The organism is Nitrospirillum karajorum (assembly GCF_036348415.1).
Lineage (GTDB): Bacteria > Pseudomonadota > Alphaproteobacteria > Azospirillales > Azospirillaceae > Nitrospirillum > Nitrospirillum amazonense_B.
Map to the genome: position 1 here is coordinate 1,695,307 of NZ_JAZBQB010000001.1, position 17,032 is coordinate 1,712,338.

Annotated in this window: 11 protein-coding genes; 5 read left to right on the forward strand and 6 right to left on the reverse strand. The window is 67.7% G+C overall.

Features of this window, described 5'->3' with window-relative positions; all coding sequences use genetic code 11:
- Positions 1 to 26 precede the first annotated feature (26 nt).
- Positions 27 to 1,796 (forward strand): ShlB/FhaC/HecB family hemolysin secretion/activation protein, encoded by a 1,770-nt coding sequence (locus UCD39_RS07430; protein WP_330495392.1) that lies wholly within the window; start codon positions 27 to 29, stop codon positions 1,794 to 1,796.
- Between the two features lie 25 nt (positions 1,797 to 1,821).
- Here the strand turns inward: UCD39_RS07430 and UCD39_RS28455 are convergent, their stop codons facing one another.
- Positions 1,822 to 1,971 (reverse strand): hypothetical protein, encoded by a 150-nt coding sequence (locus UCD39_RS28455; RefSeq protein ID WP_442943582.1) that lies wholly within the window; start codon positions 1,969 to 1,971, stop codon positions 1,822 to 1,824.
- 1,147 nt (positions 1,972 to 3,118) lie between these two features.
- Between UCD39_RS28455 and UCD39_RS07440 the strand changes: the two genes are divergently transcribed.
- Complete coding sequence (locus UCD39_RS07440; RefSeq protein ID WP_330495394.1) at positions 3,119 to 3,685, forward strand: DUF3833 domain-containing protein; 567 nt, start codon at positions 3,119 to 3,121, stop codon at positions 3,683 to 3,685.
- 56 nt (positions 3,686 to 3,741) lie between these two features.
- On the opposite strand, the gene UCD39_RS07445 is transcribed toward UCD39_RS07440, so the two are convergent.
- The 5 genes from UCD39_RS07445 to UCD39_RS07465 form a co-directional block, all read right to left on the reverse strand.
- The gene (locus tag UCD39_RS07445) at positions 3,742 to 5,421 is read right to left on the reverse strand and encodes a methyl-accepting chemotaxis protein (protein WP_330495395.1); all 1,680 of its coding nucleotides are present in this window, start codon (positions 5,419 to 5,421) and stop codon (positions 3,742 to 3,744) included.
- A 226-nt stretch (positions 5,422 to 5,647) separates the two neighbouring features.
- Positions 5,648 to 6,301, reverse strand: coding sequence for a PqiC family protein (locus UCD39_RS07450; RefSeq protein ID WP_330495396.1), 654 nt, complete (start codon positions 6,299 to 6,301; stop codon positions 5,648 to 5,650).
- Positions 6,298 to 7,968 carry a PqiB family protein gene (locus UCD39_RS07455; RefSeq protein ID WP_330495397.1) on the reverse strand — a complete coding sequence of 557 codons (1,671 nt, stop codon included), beginning with the start codon at positions 7,966 to 7,968 and terminating at the stop codon, positions 6,298 to 6,300. Before UCD39_RS07455 ends, UCD39_RS07450 begins: the two co-directional genes overlap by 4 nt.
- Positions 7,946 to 8,686 carry a paraquat-inducible protein A gene (locus UCD39_RS07460; protein WP_330495398.1) on the reverse strand — a complete coding sequence of 247 codons (741 nt, stop codon included), beginning with the start codon at positions 8,684 to 8,686 and terminating at the stop codon, positions 7,946 to 7,948. Before UCD39_RS07460 ends, UCD39_RS07455 begins: the two co-directional genes overlap by 23 nt.
- Complete coding sequence (locus UCD39_RS07465) at positions 8,683 to 9,249, reverse strand: paraquat-inducible protein A (RefSeq protein WP_330495399.1); 567 nt, start codon at positions 9,247 to 9,249, stop codon at positions 8,683 to 8,685. Before UCD39_RS07465 ends, UCD39_RS07460 begins: the two co-directional genes overlap by 4 nt.
- A 429-nt stretch (positions 9,250 to 9,678) precedes the next feature.
- Here UCD39_RS07465 and UCD39_RS07470 point away from each other — a divergent pair, with 429 nt between their 5' ends.
- The 3 genes from UCD39_RS07470 to UCD39_RS07480 all read left to right on the forward strand — a co-directional run bounded on the left by UCD39_RS07470 (position 9,679) and on the right by UCD39_RS07480 (position 16,423).
- The gene (locus UCD39_RS07470; RefSeq protein WP_330495400.1) at positions 9,679 to 12,510 is read left to right on the forward strand and encodes a M16 family metallopeptidase; all 2,832 of its coding nucleotides are present in this window, start codon (positions 9,679 to 9,681) and stop codon (positions 12,508 to 12,510) included.
- A gap of 139 nt (positions 12,511 to 12,649) precedes the next feature.
- On the forward strand, positions 12,650 to 14,965 hold the full coding sequence (locus UCD39_RS07475; protein ID WP_330495401.1) for a hybrid sensor histidine kinase/response regulator: 2,316 nt from the start codon (positions 12,650 to 12,652) through the stop codon (positions 14,963 to 14,965).
- A gap of 159 nt (positions 14,966 to 15,124) precedes the next feature.
- Positions 15,125 to 16,423, forward strand: a complete 1,299-nt coding sequence (locus tag UCD39_RS07480; RefSeq protein ID WP_330495402.1) for a pentapeptide repeat-containing protein — start codon at positions 15,125 to 15,127, stop codon at positions 16,421 to 16,423.
- Positions 16,424 to 17,032 lie beyond the last annotated feature (609 nt).

Consider the following 17,032-nt stretch of genomic DNA (forward strand, 5'->3'; position numbering starts at 1 on the left):
ACAACGCTCCCATGACCAGGAATTCCATGTCCGTTTCACCGGCCCGCGTCCTCTCGGCCCTGCTCTTGGCCGGCTTGTCCCTGACCGCCGTGCAGGCGCAGGCTCAAAGCTATGAGCGCATCGCGCCCAAGGAGCCGCCGGCCAAGGCGCCGGCGGAGCAAGCGCCGCAACCGCCCATGCCCCCGGCTCCCGCGCCCGAGTCAGATCGGGTGATCCTGCCCCAGTTGAAGGGCCTGGTCTTCGTCCCGACGCCGGCCGCCGTTCAACCCGGTGGCAGGGCGATAACCGGCGTGGACACCGGCCACATCGATATCCTGGACCGTCCCGGCTTTCGCCCGATCGCGGAGGCTTACATCGGCAAGCCGCTGCGCTTGGCCGACCTGAACGAACTGGCCCGCCAGATCGTCGCCTTCTACCGCGACAACGACCACCCCCTGGTCGACGTGTTGGTGCCGGAGCAGGACATCGACAACGGCACCGTGCAGGTGGTGGTGCGCGAATTCACCGTGGGCAAGGTGGCGGCCGAGGGCAACGAGTGGTTCGACAGCGCCCTGCTGACCCGCCACATCGGCGTTGGCCCGGGTGACCGGGTGGAGGGCGAGCGCTTGCTGCGCGAGGTCAACGGCCTGAACGAGAATCCTTTCCGGCAGGTTGACCTGGTCTATCGCCCCGGGGCCGCGCCGGGCACCACCGACCTGGTGTTGTCCACCCGCGACCGCTTCCCCCTGCGCGTCTATGCCGGCTATGACAACAGCGGCGCGCCCAGCACGGGACGCGACCGCTGGAACCTGGGTTTCAACTGGGGCAATGCCTTCTGGCAGGATGAGCAGCTGTCCTACCAGCTGACCACCAGCAATGATTTCTGGCATGACCGGCCGGGCGGGCGGAACGCGTCCTTCGTCGGCCATTCCCTCAGCTGGCTCGCGCCCTTGCCCTGGCAAGACCGCCTGATGATCTTCGGCAGCTACGAGGAAAGCGTGCCCAATGTGGGCAACGACTTCGGCCTGGTGGGCAAGAGCGGCCAGGCCAGCCTGCGCTATCAGATCCCGCTGAAGCGTACCGAGCAGTTCGCCCATCAGCTGGAATTCGGCTACGATTTCAAGACCACCAACAACAACCTGGCCTTCGGTGGCGTCCAAATCTCGCGCACGGCCACGGAGATCAACCAATTCTCCGCCAACTACAACGCCACCCTGGGTGACGCCTGGGGCAGCACGGGGTGGAGCAACACCCTGGTGTGGAGCCCTGGCGGCCTGACCGGCGACAACACCAATGCCGCCTTCCAACCGGGGGACAACCAGTCAGGCCGGTTGGGCGCCAAAGCCAATTACCTGTATGTCCGCAGTGAACTGAACCGCCTGGTCAAGCTGCCGGAGGACGCGGTCTGGGCCACACGGGTGGTTGGGCAACTCAGCAACCGCGCCCTGCTGGATACCGAACAGCTGGGGGCCGGTGGCGCCGATATCCTGCGCGGCTATGATGAGCGCGCCGTGAACGGCGACCAGGGCGTGCTGATCAGCACGGAGCTGCGCAGCCGCGCGTTCAAGCTGATGCAGCGGGGCCCCGACGACGCCCTGCAGCTGCTGGCCTTTGTCGACTACGGCAGCCTGTGGAATCGCAATACCCCGGCGGGCGAAAGCGACAACGTCAATCTGGCCAGCACCGGTGTGGGCCTAGGCTACACCTACGGCACCTACCTGACCGTGAAGTTCGCCTACGGTTGGCAGTTGCGCAAGCTGCCGGGCGCTGCGGAAAAGGGTGAACTGAGCCACGTGTCCGTGACACTGAGCTATTGACGCGGCATCTCTCGTGCGATGGACGTCAGCGCAACACCGCGCTGGTGTCGGCCAGGCGCACGTCGTGCATCTGGTTCAGGTAGGCCTCATAATATCCCTTGTGCGAGGCGCCGACGATGGCGAGCAGGCGGGTGCCGGGATGCTGCCCCAGGACATCGCGGATGTTCGCGACCATGCGCAGGTTCCGCGTCTCCCAGTACCCGACGTAATTCCTGCCGTACCCCTGGGGGAGGGTTCGCGCAAGGCGGCGCCGAAGTCGGCTTGATAGGCTTGTAGCGCGGCCTGCGGCGCGTTGTAGGCACGGTACAGGGTCATCAGGCCGTCTGGTTTGGCGACGCCTGCCTCCAGCCGCTCATCCGCCGCCCGGCGCGCCTTGGCGACGGGATTGTCCCAGGCGTGCGTGATGGCGGCGGCATAGGCGTTGGCGTCCGGCGGATCGGGAAAGTCGGCGCTGTGGTCGTCCACGCTCCACAATCGCTCCAGTCCCAGGCGCGCCGCCAGCACGGCCGAGATAAGGTTGGTTTCGTTGCGGCGATCCTTGGCCCGGTCCAGCGCCGCCACCAGCGCGGGCGTCAGACCGTCGCCGTCGTGCCGCTCCTCCGCCGGCAGGCGCAGCCATTGCACCAGGGCGGAGCTTCGCTCCCCCGCCGCGAGGAAGATGGCGGCCAGGTGTCGCCGGTCGGTGGGGGTAGGGGCGGCCGGCCAGGCAGCCAGCAGCCGTTCGGCCTCCGCGTTGGCGGCGGGCACGTCCAGTCCCGTCGCCTGCCCGGCGGGGCCGGGGTCTGGGCAGTAGTCGGCGACGGTTGAGGCATAACGGGTGGGATAACGGCGCAGGCTGTCGCACTGCAGGCCGGACATGTCCTCGGTCGCGATGGCGTCTGGATGCCAGGCCGCCAGGCGGGCCAGCAGCGGTTCCAGCATGTCCGGCCGAAGTTCGCCCTTGAGCCCCGACAGATGCGGTGTGCCCAGCACCAGCACCTCGTTGGCCTTGCCCGCTGGCGGTCCCTTCAACTGGTCGGGCTTGAATGAGGGGTGGTAGTCCGTCGCCCCGGTCCTGGCATCCGCCGGGATGACTTTGGCGACTGCCAGGACGCCGACAAGCAGGGCCAAGCCCAGGCTGGCCGGGCGGCGGCGGATTTGTTTCATGATTTCCCCCAAAGGACCGTGTAGCGCCTCCACCATCATCCCGATCGTCCCGGCGTCGTGAAAGGGCCGCTTTGGCGTCCGTCGCCCGGTCCGCCCATGATCCGCCGCGTGTCCAACGCCGTATCGTCCAGTGCCGGGGACAACGGGCCCTGGGGCACGGCTGGAAAGGGTTTGAGATGTGGAGACGGATTTGCGCCGCGCTGTTGTGCGCGCCCCTGCTCAGCAGTTGCGCCGGCATGGCGCCCAAGGATTTCGCGGGCGGCACGCCCCCCTTGGTCCTGGAGGATTATTTCACCGGGCACACCAAGGCCTGGGGGCTGTTCGAGGACCGGTTCGGCAAGGTGCGGCGCCAATTCACCGTCGATATCGAGGGGACCCGCCAGGACGGTGCCCTGATCCTGCACGAACGCTTTCTGTACAACGATGGCGAACGGGAGGAGCGAACCTGGACCGTAAGGCGGGTGGCGCCGGATCGCTATGAGGGGACGGCCGGCGATGTCGTGGGCGTGGCCCGGGGCGTGGCATCGGGCAACGCCTTCAACTGGGCCTATCGCCTGGACCTGAAGGTCGGTGACGGCACGATGCGCGTCGCCTTTGACGATTGGATGTTCCTGCAACCCGGCGGCGTCATGCTGAACCGCGCCCATGTGACCAAATGGGGCGTCGAAATTGGGTCGGTCAGCATCTTCTTCCAGAAGGCGCCACCGGATGAGGGGGCCTCAACGGCCCCATCCCAGCAGTAGAGGCTTGGTCGGGGACGCGGCGTTTCCACCGCGCGCCCCGGCCAGCGCAGACGTGATCAGGCGGCCCGCAGCTTGGAGAAGAAGTCGGCCACCGCCTCCTGCAGGCGGGCGGATTCCTTCGCCAGGCTTTGCGAGGCGCCCAGAACCTGGACGGAGGCGGCGGCGGTTTCCTCCGACGCCTCGGCCACGGCGCCGATGTTGTTGGACACCATCACCGTGCCCTTGGACGCCTCGGTCACATTGCGGGTGATCTCCCGCGTGGCGGCACCCTGTTCCTCCACCGCTGCCGCGATGACGGAGGTTCCGGCACCGATATCGCGGATGGTGGACTGGATTTGGCGGATGGCGCTGACGGCGTCTGTCGTCTCCTGCTGGATGGCCGCCACCTGGGTGCCGATATCCTCGGTCGCCTTTGCGGTCTGGTTGGCCAGGGCCTTCACCTCGGTGGCGACAACGGCGAAGCCCTTGCCGGCTTCACCGGCCCGCGCCGCCTCGATGGTGGCGTTCAGCGCCAGCAGGTTGGTCTGGCTGGCGATCTCCCGGATCAGGCCGATCACCGCCTCGATACGCTGCGCACCCTCGGCCAGGCCATTGACGGTGGCATCGGTCTGCTCGGCCTGGCGCACCGCCTGGTCGGCCACCGTGGCCGACTGCATGGCCTGGCGGCTGATCTCCCCAATGGAGGCGGTCAGCTCCTCCGTCGCGGCGGCCACTGTCTGGACGTTGGAGGAGGCTTCTTCGGCGCCCGAGGCCACGGCCTGGACCTGACGACGGTTGCCATCCACGATCTGGGTCAGGCGGCTGGCCGTTTGGCCCAGTTCCTCGGACGCATGGGCGACGAAATTGACCAGCTCGGTGGAAACCTTGTCGAATTCCTCGATGTACTGCTCGCGCAGGCGCACGCGTTCCTCGCGGCGCAACTGTTCCTGTCGGGCCTCCTCCGCCAATTCGTCGGCCCGGATCATGCTGTCGCGGAAGACGGCGACGGCGGCGGCCATGCGGCCGATCTCGTCCTGGCGGTCGGCGCCGGGGATGTCAACCATAAGGTCATGGTCGGCCAGGCGGCCCATGGCGCCGGTCATGTCGTTCAGGGGCTTGGACACCAGGTGGATCAAGGCGTAGCCAGCGCCGCCGCCCAGGGCCAACGCCAGGACCAGCGCGCCGATGACCACGGCCTTCGCGCTTTCATAGCTGTCGCGGTTGGCCTTGGCCGCCAGGTCGGCGCCCTTCATGTTGACCTCGGCGTCCGTCTTTAGCGCCTGGCGCAGCTTGGTGAAATTGTCGATCATGGCGCCACGGAAGAAGGCGATGGCCTCATCCATCTTGCCGTCGTGGGCCATGGCCAGCAGCTGCTGATGCATGTCCAGATAGGACTTCCAGAGGCGCTGGATATCATCGGCCGCCGCGCGTTCGTCGCCCGCGCCGATCAGGGGCGTGTAGGCGGTCCAGGCCTTGTCATAGTCGGACAGGGTGGCGACGAAGCGCTTTTCCACCTCATCCCGCATCGCTGGTTCCTTGACCAGCAGGTAGGAGCCCTCCAGCGAACGGAAGCGTTCCGTCGCCTGGACCAGTTGGCCCACCGCGCGGGTGGAGGGCAGCCAGTCGTCCCGGATGTCCATTGCCGAGGCGTTCATGCGACCCGCCTGCAATAGGGCGACCAAGCCCAGGACCAGGGTGATACACAGCACCGCGGCGAATGCCAGGATCACTTTGGCGCGAATGGACAAGTTCTTCATGGGGCTAGGCTCCTCACCGAGGTTGGAACCGCCCTGTGGACGGTCCCCGAGACGGGGCGCCATAGCCCTTGTTTGGACCGCGACCAAAGCGGCCGCGAACCTTCCAAAGATAAGGGCAGAGATAAGGCGCCAACACGCCGAATACTCCGCCCAGTCTATTAACTATTGATGAACCAGGAAGCCTATGCTGGCGGTTAGGGTCGCCCGCTGACCCCGTCACGCCGGCTCAAGGTCCCTCGGGGCAGGGTGAGGGTTGGGTGCCTGGCATCGCCTGATCCAGGCGGGACAGGCTGTCGGCCACCGCGGCCGCCAGCCGTGCGGCACCACTGGACAGGGCGGTCGCGGCGGCGTCGGGGGTGGCGGCGGCCAGCGGCAAGGTGAAGCCCATCCGGCAGGTGAAGGCCGTGCCCTGCGGCAGGCGCCGCAAGGTCCAGCTGCCGTCCACCACGGCGGAGCCGCCCGGGGTTGCGTCGAAGCGCTCGATGCGCAAGGCCAGGCGATATTGCGGCGGGCCGTTGGGGGTGGGAAGCACGGGCGCCTGATAGATGTCGGTGGCGCGCAGGCGTTGCCACAGGGCGTTGGCCAGCGCCAGCCGCATCTCATCCGCCACCGGGGCGGCCCAGCGGTCGTCATCGCGCACATCCAGCCGGCCGCCGGCGTCGGTCAGCACCAGTTGGGTGCGGTTCAGCCGCTCCGGCACCGTCACGGGCAGCACCTCCACCAGCACGCGGGCGCTGCCGGCCACCGGCGCCTCGCCAGGTTGTGGCGCCAGCGCGTGATAGCGGATGGGCGTGGAACCGCCGCAGCCGGTGAGCAGCAGGGCCAGACCGGCGGCGGCCACCAGGGACGGGAGGGGGCGGGGGAACGGTATCGCGGTCATTCGTCCTTGTCCTTCCGGCCGCGCACCAGGGATTCCGGGTGGCGTTCCAGGCTGTCGCTCAGCGCCTTCAGCGAGCGGGTGGCATCCATCACGCCCTTCAGGGCTTGGCGGGTATCCTGTTGCAACGGGGCGTCGGGGGCGACGCTGGCCTGGGTGGCGGCCAGCGTCTGCTGCATCTGTTGCAGGCTGTCGCGGATTTCCGGCAGCACGTCGTGGTCGGCATGCCGGACCAGATCGTCGATATGCCGCGTGGCGCCGTCCACGCTGGCCAAGGCCTTGCGCGCGTTTTCGCCGATGGCGTCGAAGGGGATCTTGTCCAGCTTGGCCACGATGTCCTGCACCTTCTGGTACAGCTCCTCCAGGTCGCCCGGTACGGTCGGCAATTCCAGGGGATCGGCGTCGGGATTGAACGCCACCGGCGCTGCCTTGGGCATGAAGTCGAGTGCCACGTACAACTGCCCGGTCAGGATGCTGCCGGTGCGCAACTGGGCGCGCAGGCCCCGGTTCACCAGGTCGCGGATACGGGCGGTGCGAATGTGCCGGTCGCCGTTCCACGGCAGCGTCTTTTCGAAGGAGGCCAGCCTGTCGGGGAAGAGGGTCACCAGGACGCGGCCGGTGAAATCATGGGTTTGCGGGTCATAGTCGATGCCGGTGGCCGTCACATTGCCAAGCTCCACTCCCCGGAAGTCCACCGGCGCCCCCACGGTCAAGCCGCGGATGGACTGGTTGAAATGCAGCACCACTGGCACGCTGGGTCCGTCCGGCGCCTTCAGGGCGTCGGCATGGTTGGCGGCCAGCCAGAAATGATCGCCGGCCGGGGCGGGGGTGAGGGAGGTGCCGGCCGGATCCTCGAAGGCGACGCCCCCCATCAGGATGGTGGCCAGCGCCTGGGTGTCGATTTTCAGGCCAGCGCCGTCGATGCGCACGTCCACGCCGCTGGCGTGCCAGAACTTGCTGTCCTTGGTGACGAAATGGTCGTAGGGAGACTTGATGAAAATGTGCAGCGTGATGTTGCGGCCATCCTCATCCAGCGTGTAGCGCTCCACATGCCCCACGGGGATGCGCTTGTAATAAACCGGCGAACCGGCGGCCAGGGAACCGATGTCGTCGGTATGCAGGACATAGCGCTGACCGGGCACGTCGGAGGCGACGACCGGCGGGTCCTCCAGTCCGGTGAACTCCTTGCGCGGGGTGGTGGATTTTCCGGCGTCGACACCGATGTAGGAACCGGACAACAGGGTGTTCAGGCCCGAGATGCCGGTTTCCGCGAAGCGGGGGCGCACCACCCAGAAGCGGCTGTCGTCCACCGCGAAGTTGCCCGCCTCCTTGCTCAACTCCACCGTCACCATGACGCGGGCATGGTCCTCGTTCAAGGTGACGGACTTGACCTCGCCAATGTCCACATCCTTGAACTTGACCTTGGTCTTGCCCGGCTCGATGCCATCGGCGGTCAGGAAGCTGATGGTGATGCTCGGCCCCTTCATCCACACCGTCTTGACGACCAGGGTCAGGCCGATGAGGGCGGCGATGGCCGGGATCAGCCAGACCAGGGACGGAATCCAGCGACGGCCCGCGTCGACCACGGGCACCGGCAGGTCCCGGTCATGAATGGCCCCAGGGTCTGCCGGGGCATCGGGCCTGTCGTTATGGGGCGGGGTGTCGGCCATGGCGGATTCCGGGGGGTGGGCGGGTTGATTCTTGACGGCTCGCAGGCGCGCGGCGGGCGCGATCCCAGATCATGCGGGGGTCGAAGCTATGGGCGGCCAGCATGGTCAGCACCACCACCCCACCGAAGGCGGCTGCCCCCGGTCCGGCCTGGATGACGGCCAGGCCTTGGAAATGGACGAGGCCCACCATCAGGGCGACGACGAACACGTCCAGCATGGACCAGCGGCCCACGAACTCGACGATGCGGTAAAGGCGGGCGCGTTGGTCGGCGCGGCTTCGGGCCCCCCGATGGATGGAGACGGCCAGCGTGCTGAGTGTCGCCAGTTTCAGCAACGGCACCAGGATGCTGACGGTGAAGATCAGCACGGCCAGCTCGGGCGAGCCGCTGGTCCAGAAATAGAGGATGCCCGACAGGATGGTGTCGTTCTGGGTGCCCAGCAGCGTCGATGTCTGCATCACCGGGAAGACGTTGGCGGGGATATAGAGGATGGCGGCGGCGATCAACAGCGCCCAGGTGCGCGACAGGCTGTCCGTCTTGCGCCGATGCAGCCGTCCGGCGCACCGGGGGCATCGCAGGTGACCCGCACTCCGCCCGGCATGGGGGAGGGGCTCGCGGCAGACCAGGTGGCAATGGTGGCAGGACAGCAGGCCGGCCTGCGCCGCCGTGGTCACGGCGGGCTCCGGTGCCGGGTGCCGGCCGTGTCGCTTGCCCCTCATGGATGCGCGGTCCGGCGGCCGGGGGCGGGTGGGGCGTCCGGCCGGACGATCACCCCCTGGCCCGCCTGCCAGAGGCTGCGCAGGTCCAGGGACAGGATGGCGGCCATCAGGATGGTCAGCAGGCCGAAGGCCCACAGCGCGATGCCCGGCACCACCGTTGACATGTTGGACAGCTTCACCAGCGACACGACGATGCCCAGCATGAACACCTCGATCATGCCCCAGGGGCGCAGGGCCTGGAGAAAGCGCAGGATGGGCGCGAAGGCCGCCGCCGGACGACCCCGGCGGATCATCAGCAACAGGGCGAACAGCGCCCCCAGATCCACCAAGGGAAACAATTGGGTGGTGCCGAAGACCAATACGGCCACGATCTCCCGCCCTTCCTGCCATAGGGACAGCACGCTGCCGATCAGCGTGGCGCTGTTGCTGCGGCCCTGGATTTCCAGATCCACGATGGGGAAGCAGTTGGCGATGAGATAGACCACGATGGCGGCCGTCACCAGCGCCAGCTGGTGCTCCGCCTCCAGGTAGGAGCGGCGGTACAGCACGGCCTGACAGCGCACGCACCGCGCCTTTGTGCCCGGTGGCAAAGGGCGCCGTTCGTGCAGGGCGTCGCATTCGGGGCAGGCGACCAGGGTTTCGGTCAAAGGGATGCCAGTTCGTCGTGATGGTCCGGCCTCGGTACATGGCCGGGGCCGCGTTACCCGATATGGTGGGCGGGATCAGGCGTTTACGATAGCCCAGCTTCCTGAATAGCACCATCGGGGAAGGCCATCGGGCGCCAGGACCGGTCGGGGGAAGCCGGTCGACCTAGCGGTCGTGCAACGATTAGGCCGCCTCCCGTGGCCAACGTCCTCCATGGGTGTCGGTGGCGTGGGGTGCGCCATTTAATTCCCTGCCCAGACGATGCCGCCTCATGCACACTACGGTGGGGCTGCCCCCTCCCGCCGGCTAGGGCGCGGCGGTATGGCGTGTCAAAGAAAGGGACGACATTGACTTCTGGTAAGACCTTCCTGGCCGCGGCGCTTGCCACCGGCTGTGCCCTGTCGGCGCTGATGGCACCCGTCCTTCTTCCCGCGGCGGCCCTTGCCGCGGGACAGTCCGAGGCGCCCGTCCCGGCCAAGACGGCCCCTGCCAAGACGCTCAAGGCCACCCCGCCGGTCAAGAGCCCCGCCCCGGTACAGGTCGCCAGCGTCGAAGGCATTACCGAATACCGTCTGGCGAACGGCCTGCGCGTGGTGCTGTTCCCCAGCGAGGCCAAGTCCACCGTCACCGTCAATGTCGTCTACCGCGTCGGATCGCGCATGGAAAGCTATGGCGAGACGGGGATGGCGCACCTGCTGGAACATCTGATGTTCAAGGGGACGCCCAGCCACCAGTCCATTCCGCAGGAGACGCAGAAGCGGGGCTTCCAGAACAACGCCACCACGGCGGAGGACCGCACGAATTACTACGAGACCTTCGATGCCCGGCAGGATTACCTGGACTGGGCGTTGGCTCTCGAAGCGGACCGCATGGTCAATTCCTTCATCGCCCGCAAAGATCTCGACAGTGAGATGACCGTGGTGCGCAATGAGATGGAGATGCGGGAAAACAACCCCGTCGGCATCCTGATGGAGCGCATGCACTCCTCAGCATATCTCTGGCACCATTATGGCCATTCCACCATCGGCGCGCGGTCTGATGTGGAGAATGTGGACATTGGCCACCTGCAGGCCTTCTATCACCGCTATTACCGGCCGGATAACGCGACCCTGGTCATCGCCGGCAAGTTCGACCCCGCCAAGGCCCTGGCCAGCGTCCAGGCCGCCTTCGGCCCGCTTAAGAACCCGGCCGAGGCCCTGCCACGCGAATATACGGTGGAACCGGCGCAGGACGGTGAGCGGTCCGTCACCCTGCGGCGCGTGGGGGACACGGGGTACGAGGGGCTGGCCTATCACATTCCGGCCGCCACCCATCCCGACAGCGCCGCCCTGTCCATCCTGGCGTTCGTACTGGGCAACACCCCGTCCGGACGCCTACACAAGGCGCTGGTGGAACAGAAGCTGGCCACGGGCGTTTCGGCCTCCGCCGAAAAGCATGTGGACCCGGGGTTGGCGCTGACGCTGGCGGAGGTGCCAAAGGGGGGCGACGCCGCCAAGGTGCTGTCGGTCATGACCGAGGTCGTGGAGGGCGTCCACGACCATCCCATCACCGAGGAGGAGGTGGACCGCGCCAAGACCCGCATCCTGAAGAACTACGACCAGTTGATGGATAACCCCAACGGCGTGGCGCTCAGCCTGACGGATCCCATCGCCCAGGGCGACTGGCGCCTGCTGTTTGTCGGGCGTGACCGCATCGCGGCCGTGACCGTCGCCGATGTGCAGCGGGTGGCGGAAGCCTATTTCCGCCAGGCCAACCGCACCGTCGGCCACTTCATCTCCACGGCGACGCCGGAGCGGGTGGACATTCCCACCGCCCCGGCCATCGCCACGCTGGTCGACGGGTACAAGGGGCGCGCGGCGGCGGTGGCGGATGCTGTGTTCGACACCAGCCCCGCCAACATCGATGCCCATACCCAGCGCCTGGATCTGCCGGATGGGGGCATGCTGGCCTTGCTGGCCAAGCCGGCCCGGGGACAGGCGGTCAACCTGGTCATCCGCCTGCGCTTCGGCGACGATGCCAGCCTAACCGGCAAGGACGCCGCGTCCGAGGCCGTGGCCAACATGCTGCTGAAGGGCACGGCCAAGCATGACCGCCAGCAGATCTCCGATCTTCTGGACAAGCTGAAGGCCAACCTGGCCATTTCCTCGGGCACCCAGCAGGCCACCGTGGCCGTGCGGACCGACCGCGCCCATATCGCCGACGTGCTGGCATTGGTGGCCGAGGTGTTGCGCGAGCCGTCCTTCCCGGCGGATGAATTCGAGCAGTGGCGCGCCGCCACCATCGCCGACCTGGAATCCTCGCGCACCGATCCGCAGTCCCTGGCCAGCAACGCCTTCAGCCGCGCCTTCGACACGACGCAGCCGGACCATCCGGGCCATATCGACACGATCGACGACTGGATCGCCAAGATCAAGGCGCTGAAGCTGGACGAGGTTAAGGCCTTCCATCAGGCTTTCTATGGCGCGCGCGCGGCCCAGGTGGCCGTCGTCGGCGACTTCGACGCCGCTACGATGCCGCAACTGGTGCAGTCGGCGCTGGGCGGTTTCGTGGCGCCGCAGCCCTTCACCCGCATTGCCGACACGCCGTCCCAGGTGGCCGGCCTGGACCAGGTGATCCAGACCCCGGACAAGGCCAACGGCATTCTGCTGGCCGGCCTTCCCTTGGCCCTGAACGAAGATGATCCCGACTATCCCGCCCTGCTGATGGCCAACCGCATCCTGGGGGGGAGCACCCTGCATTCCCGCCTGGGTGACCGGGTCCGCCAGAAAGAGGGGCTGTCCTACGGCGCTGGTTCCGCCCTGTCGGCGGGAGCTATCGACAAGGTTGGCCGCCTGACCCTCCAGGCCATCGCGGCCCCCCAGAACGTGGCCAAGGTCAAGACGGCGTTTGGCGAGGAACTGACCCGTCTGGTCAACGATGGCATCACCGACCAGGAACTGGCGGAGGCCAAAAGCGGTTTCCTGGATCAGTTCCGCATGGGCCGCACCGAGGACGCGCGCCTGGCCAGCTTGCTGGCGGGCAACCTCTACCTGGGTCGGACCATGGCATGGTCGGCTGAGATGGAGGCCAAGGTGGCGGCGGTGACGCCGGCGCAAATCTCGCAGGCCGTGCGCGCCCGCATCGATCCCACCAAACTCTCCTATTTCCGGGCGGGGGACTTTGCCAAGGCGACGAACTGAGGTTTATCGAAAGGGATGTGCGGGCGACCGGTGATACCTCCTCTAGCCAGGCGCGCACGGGCGCGTTAGCTTGACGCCCCTTGGAACGCGGGGTCGGGGAGGGGGGGCCGGCCGCCCCGCCCTGGCGAGGGGGCATGACGTGGCGGATCGCCAGGATTTGACGGGAAAAGGGGCGGCGGTGCGCGCCATGCCGGCACCTGCCCTTTTGCGTGCCCGTCCCGCCGGAAAGCCGGGTGCCGCGGCCACGTCATCCCTGGGCGTCCGCGGCCGCCTGCTGCTGGCGGCCGTGGCGTTGCTGCTGCCGCCGCTGTTGGGCGGCGCGCTGCTGCTGGGCGGCGCCTACACCCGCGAGCGCCGGGTGGCGGAGCGCCACCTGGACGAAACCGCCCATATGCTGTCCCTGGCCGTGGACCAGCAGTTGGGGCAGAGCCAAGCCTATCTCCGGGCCCTGGTCGCGTCGCCCGCCATGGCCGCTGGCGACATCGCCGCCCTGGAGGCCCAGGCCAGGGCGATCGACCTTCCCAAGGGCTATTGGTTTCGGCTGGCCTCGGCGGTTGATGGGCACGTATTGATCAACACCGCCTTGCCGCCGGGGGCACCGCTGTCGGGAGGGCAACTGGGGCCCAACCTACAGGCGGCCCTGGACAGCGGCCACAGCCGCGTCGGCACCCTGTTCAACAGCACCCTCACCAACCAGCAGGCCATCGCGCTGCATGAACCGGTGTATCGGGACGGCGCCCCCGCCTATGTCCTGTCGCTGGTCATGCCGTCGACGGAATTCACCCAGCTGCTGACGGACCAGCAGCTGCGCGCGGGCTGGATCGGCGCCGTCGTCGACCGGTCCGGCGGCATCATCGCCCGCACCCGGGACCCGGACCGCTATGTCGGGCAGAAGGCGCGGCCGGAGTTCATCGAAGCGTTCAACAAAAGGACGTCCGGCCGCATGCCCGGCCTGTCGCTGGAAGGCTTTCCCATCGTCATCTCCTTCCGTCATACGCCCAGCCAGGATCTGGTCGTGTCCGTGGCGGCACCCCGTGACGAGCTGGGCCGTGAGGCTTGGCGCGGCCTGCTGGTGGCCATGGCGGGGGCCGTGGCCCTGTTCGCCTTGGCCATGGGTTTGGCCCTGCGCCTGGCCAGGGGCATCACCTATCCGGTGGAACAGTTGGCCGCGCGGGCCGCCAGCCTGGGCAGGGGCGCGCCGGTTTCAACCGAGACGCTGGGCCTGGCGGAGGCCGACGCCGTGGCCAAGGTCCTGGCCGACGCCGGCCAGCGCCTGGCTCGCTCCAGCGCGGAGCAGGAGGAGAAGGTGCGCGCGGCGGTGGCCGAGGCGGAAAGCGCCAACACCGCGCTTTTCCAGGCGCACCGCATGGAAGCCGTGGGCCGGTTGACCGGGGGCATCGCCCATGACTTCAACAACCTGTTGCAGGCCGTGTCCGGCTGCCTGGACATGCTGATGCGCCGGGCGGCGGACGATCGCAGCCGAGACCTGATTCGCGCCGGCATGCAGGCCATCGACCGGGGTGCCGGGTTGACCCGCCAACTCATGGCCTTCGCGCGCCGCCAGGCCCTGCGGCCGGAACCGGTGGACGTGGCCGACTTGGTGCGCACCATGCGTCAACTGCTGATGCACGCGCTCAGGGCCGACATCGTGCTGGAGATGGCCCTTCCGCAAGGCCTGTGGCCGGCCATGGCCGACCCCGCCCAGTTGGAGCTGGCGCTGTTGAACGTGGCCGTGAACGCGCGTGACGCCATGCCCAACGGCGGCGTCCTGCGCTTCGTCGCCGAGAACGTGACCCTGGCGCCCGACCACACGGAAGAAGGGTTGAAGGGTCAGTTCGTGCGCTTGGCCATCACCGACACGGGATCGGGCATCGATCCCGCGGTTTTGCCCCATGTCTTCGAACCCTTCTTCACCACCAAGGAGGTGGGCAAGGGCTCCGGCCTGGGCCTGTCCCAGGTGTATGGCTTCGCCCGCCAGTCGGGCGGCACGGTTCATCTGGACAGCGTCCCGGGCGTGGGCACCACCGTCACCCTGTTCCTGCCCCGCGCTGCCGACGCCCCCCGTCGGCCCGCGCCCGTGGTCGAGGCGCGCCCCGTCGATCGGGTGGAGACGCGCACCGTGCTGGTGGTGGAGGATGACGCCACTGTGTCCGCCACGGTGGCCGCCGGCCTGACGGAGCGGGGCTTCGCCGTGCTCCAGGCGTCCCGCGCCGATCAGGCTCTGGCCCTGCTGCAAAACGGTGACACCATCGACATCCTGTTTTCCGATATCGTCATGCCAGGTGGCATGAATGGGGTTGATCTCGCCAAGGTGGCCCTGGTGCTGCGGCCCGATCTGGCCGTCCTGCTGACAACCGGATACGCCGAGAATCTGCCGCCGCTGGAAGGCATGCGCCTGCTGCCCAAGCCCTACCGGATGGAGCAGCTGTTGGAGGCGCTGGACACCTTGCGGTGAAGTCTGCCTTTCGGTCTATCCGGTTTTTCTGGCCCGGCTTTCAGCTTCCATTAACCCGCGCGCGCCCATACTCGCCTCTGGCGGCGCGGCCCGCCTTTCAGGGATGGGGCCGGGCTCCGTTCCGCCCGTCCTTGTACCTGGCCGCGAGCGGATGGTTGCATGTTCGGCGCCCAGTTGGCCCAGATACTGGATGATCATGAACGCTGGTTGGCGGCGAAGCCGGGCGGCCGGCGTGCCAATCTGGTGATGCATGTTCTGCGTGGCGCCAACCTGTCAAACCGCGATCTTTCCCGCGCCTTGCTGACCGGTGCCGATTTATCCGGTGCCGCTTTGGACAATTGCCGGCTGGAGGGCGCCGACCTTTGCGGCGCGGGCCTGTCCGATGCCAACCTGACCCAAACCTGCCTGGTGGCCGCCGACATGCGCGGATGTGACCTGCGGGGCGCTGTGCTGGACCGGACGGATTTGCGGGGGGCCGACCTTCGCCCCAGCGATATGTTGATCGCGCTGCCACCCACCAGCGCGGGGCAGGGGGCGTTGAGCGGGCAAGGCATCGTCTTTCGGCGCGCGCGGCTGGGCCGCGCCCTTCTCGTCGGGGTCCGTTTGGCGGGGGTGACGATGCTGGATTGCGACCTCACCGGCGCCTTGCTGCGAGGGGCCGACCTGCGGAGGGGCGACTTCACGGGCTCGCTGCTGCGGGACGTGGATTTGGCGGGCGCCGATCTCAGCGACGCCAGCCTGAGCGGAAGCCGTTTGAGCGGCGCCCAGCTGGCGGGCGCGCGTCTGCAGGGTACCCGTTTCGCTCAGGCTGACCTCATGGGGGTGGACCTTAACCGATGCGATCTAAGCGGCGCGCTGCTTGAGGATGCCCGCTTTTCGCGGTCGCTCGATTCGCTGGCCCTGGACATGCGTCACCGGGTGCATGAGCACGAGCGCTGGATCGACAGTGGTGGTGCCCGCGGTGCCCGGGCGGAGTTGGAGGGCGCCAACCTGGAAGGCGCCGATCTGCGGGGAGTGCGCCTCGCCGGCGCGATGCTTCGGGGCGCCCGGCTGCGCGGCGCCCTTCTGGCCGGTGCCGACCTGACATTGGCGGACCTGTCGGGCGCCGACCTGACGGAGGCCAGCCTGCGCGGTGCCGTGTTGCGCGGCGCGACACTGGGGCATGCGCGGCTCGTGGCGGCGGATCTGGCTGAAGCGCGGCTGGATCCGGCCGATATTCTGAATGCCGACGGCCTTCCCAGCGGCCGGTCCTGGCCCGCCGACCTGTCCGGCGCCGACCTTGCCGGGGCCAGTCTGTGGCGTGCCCAAGTACAGTATGCGAATTTCACCGGTGCCAGCCTGAACAATGCCGACCTCACTCAGGCCGACACCACGGGGGTCCGCTTCGCCGATGTCCACCTGCAAGGGGCGGTGGGCCTGGATCGGTCGCCGCCCTCAGCCTCTGCCCGGGTCGGTTGATCCGCCCCGCTCCCCATCCGGCCGCCCTCGCACGGTATCTATCACAGTCCTGCCAATTCGCACTCTGGTCAGTACATGCCGTCTGAAATACTCATCCGAACCGCATAGACCGAATGAAAGAGCGCTAAATGAAGCGTCTTTGATTACGGTCCTTTCTACCAAGTGTCCATGAGAAGCGGGTGGGAGCGGTAGATGAACGATCGACTAAGGCCGGAATTGCGGGAACTGGCGGTCAAGATCGCAACGTCCTACGCCCGGTCAAACCCTGTCAGCGTCGAGGCATTGCCCTCGGTGATTGTACTGGCGTACCAGGGACTTGAAGCCTGCGTCGCCCCCCGACGCCCCCGCCGCCCGAGCCGGTTAAGCGGGGTCGTCGCACCACGAAGGCCGTCGTCAAGCCCCGTGGGCGCGGGCGTCCCACCGCCAGCCGGTAACTTACGGCTTTACTCTCGACTCCTTGTGGACGCCAATTCGGCTTTGGGGCGTTACACACCCGTATCGACCTCGGGTCTGTGCGTGGCTGGATTGGCGCGTGCCGCTCATGTACAGTGCCCTGAGCCCAGGGGTAGGACGCGGGCGGCGTCCTGTGTTCTGGCTGTTCGTCCGGCC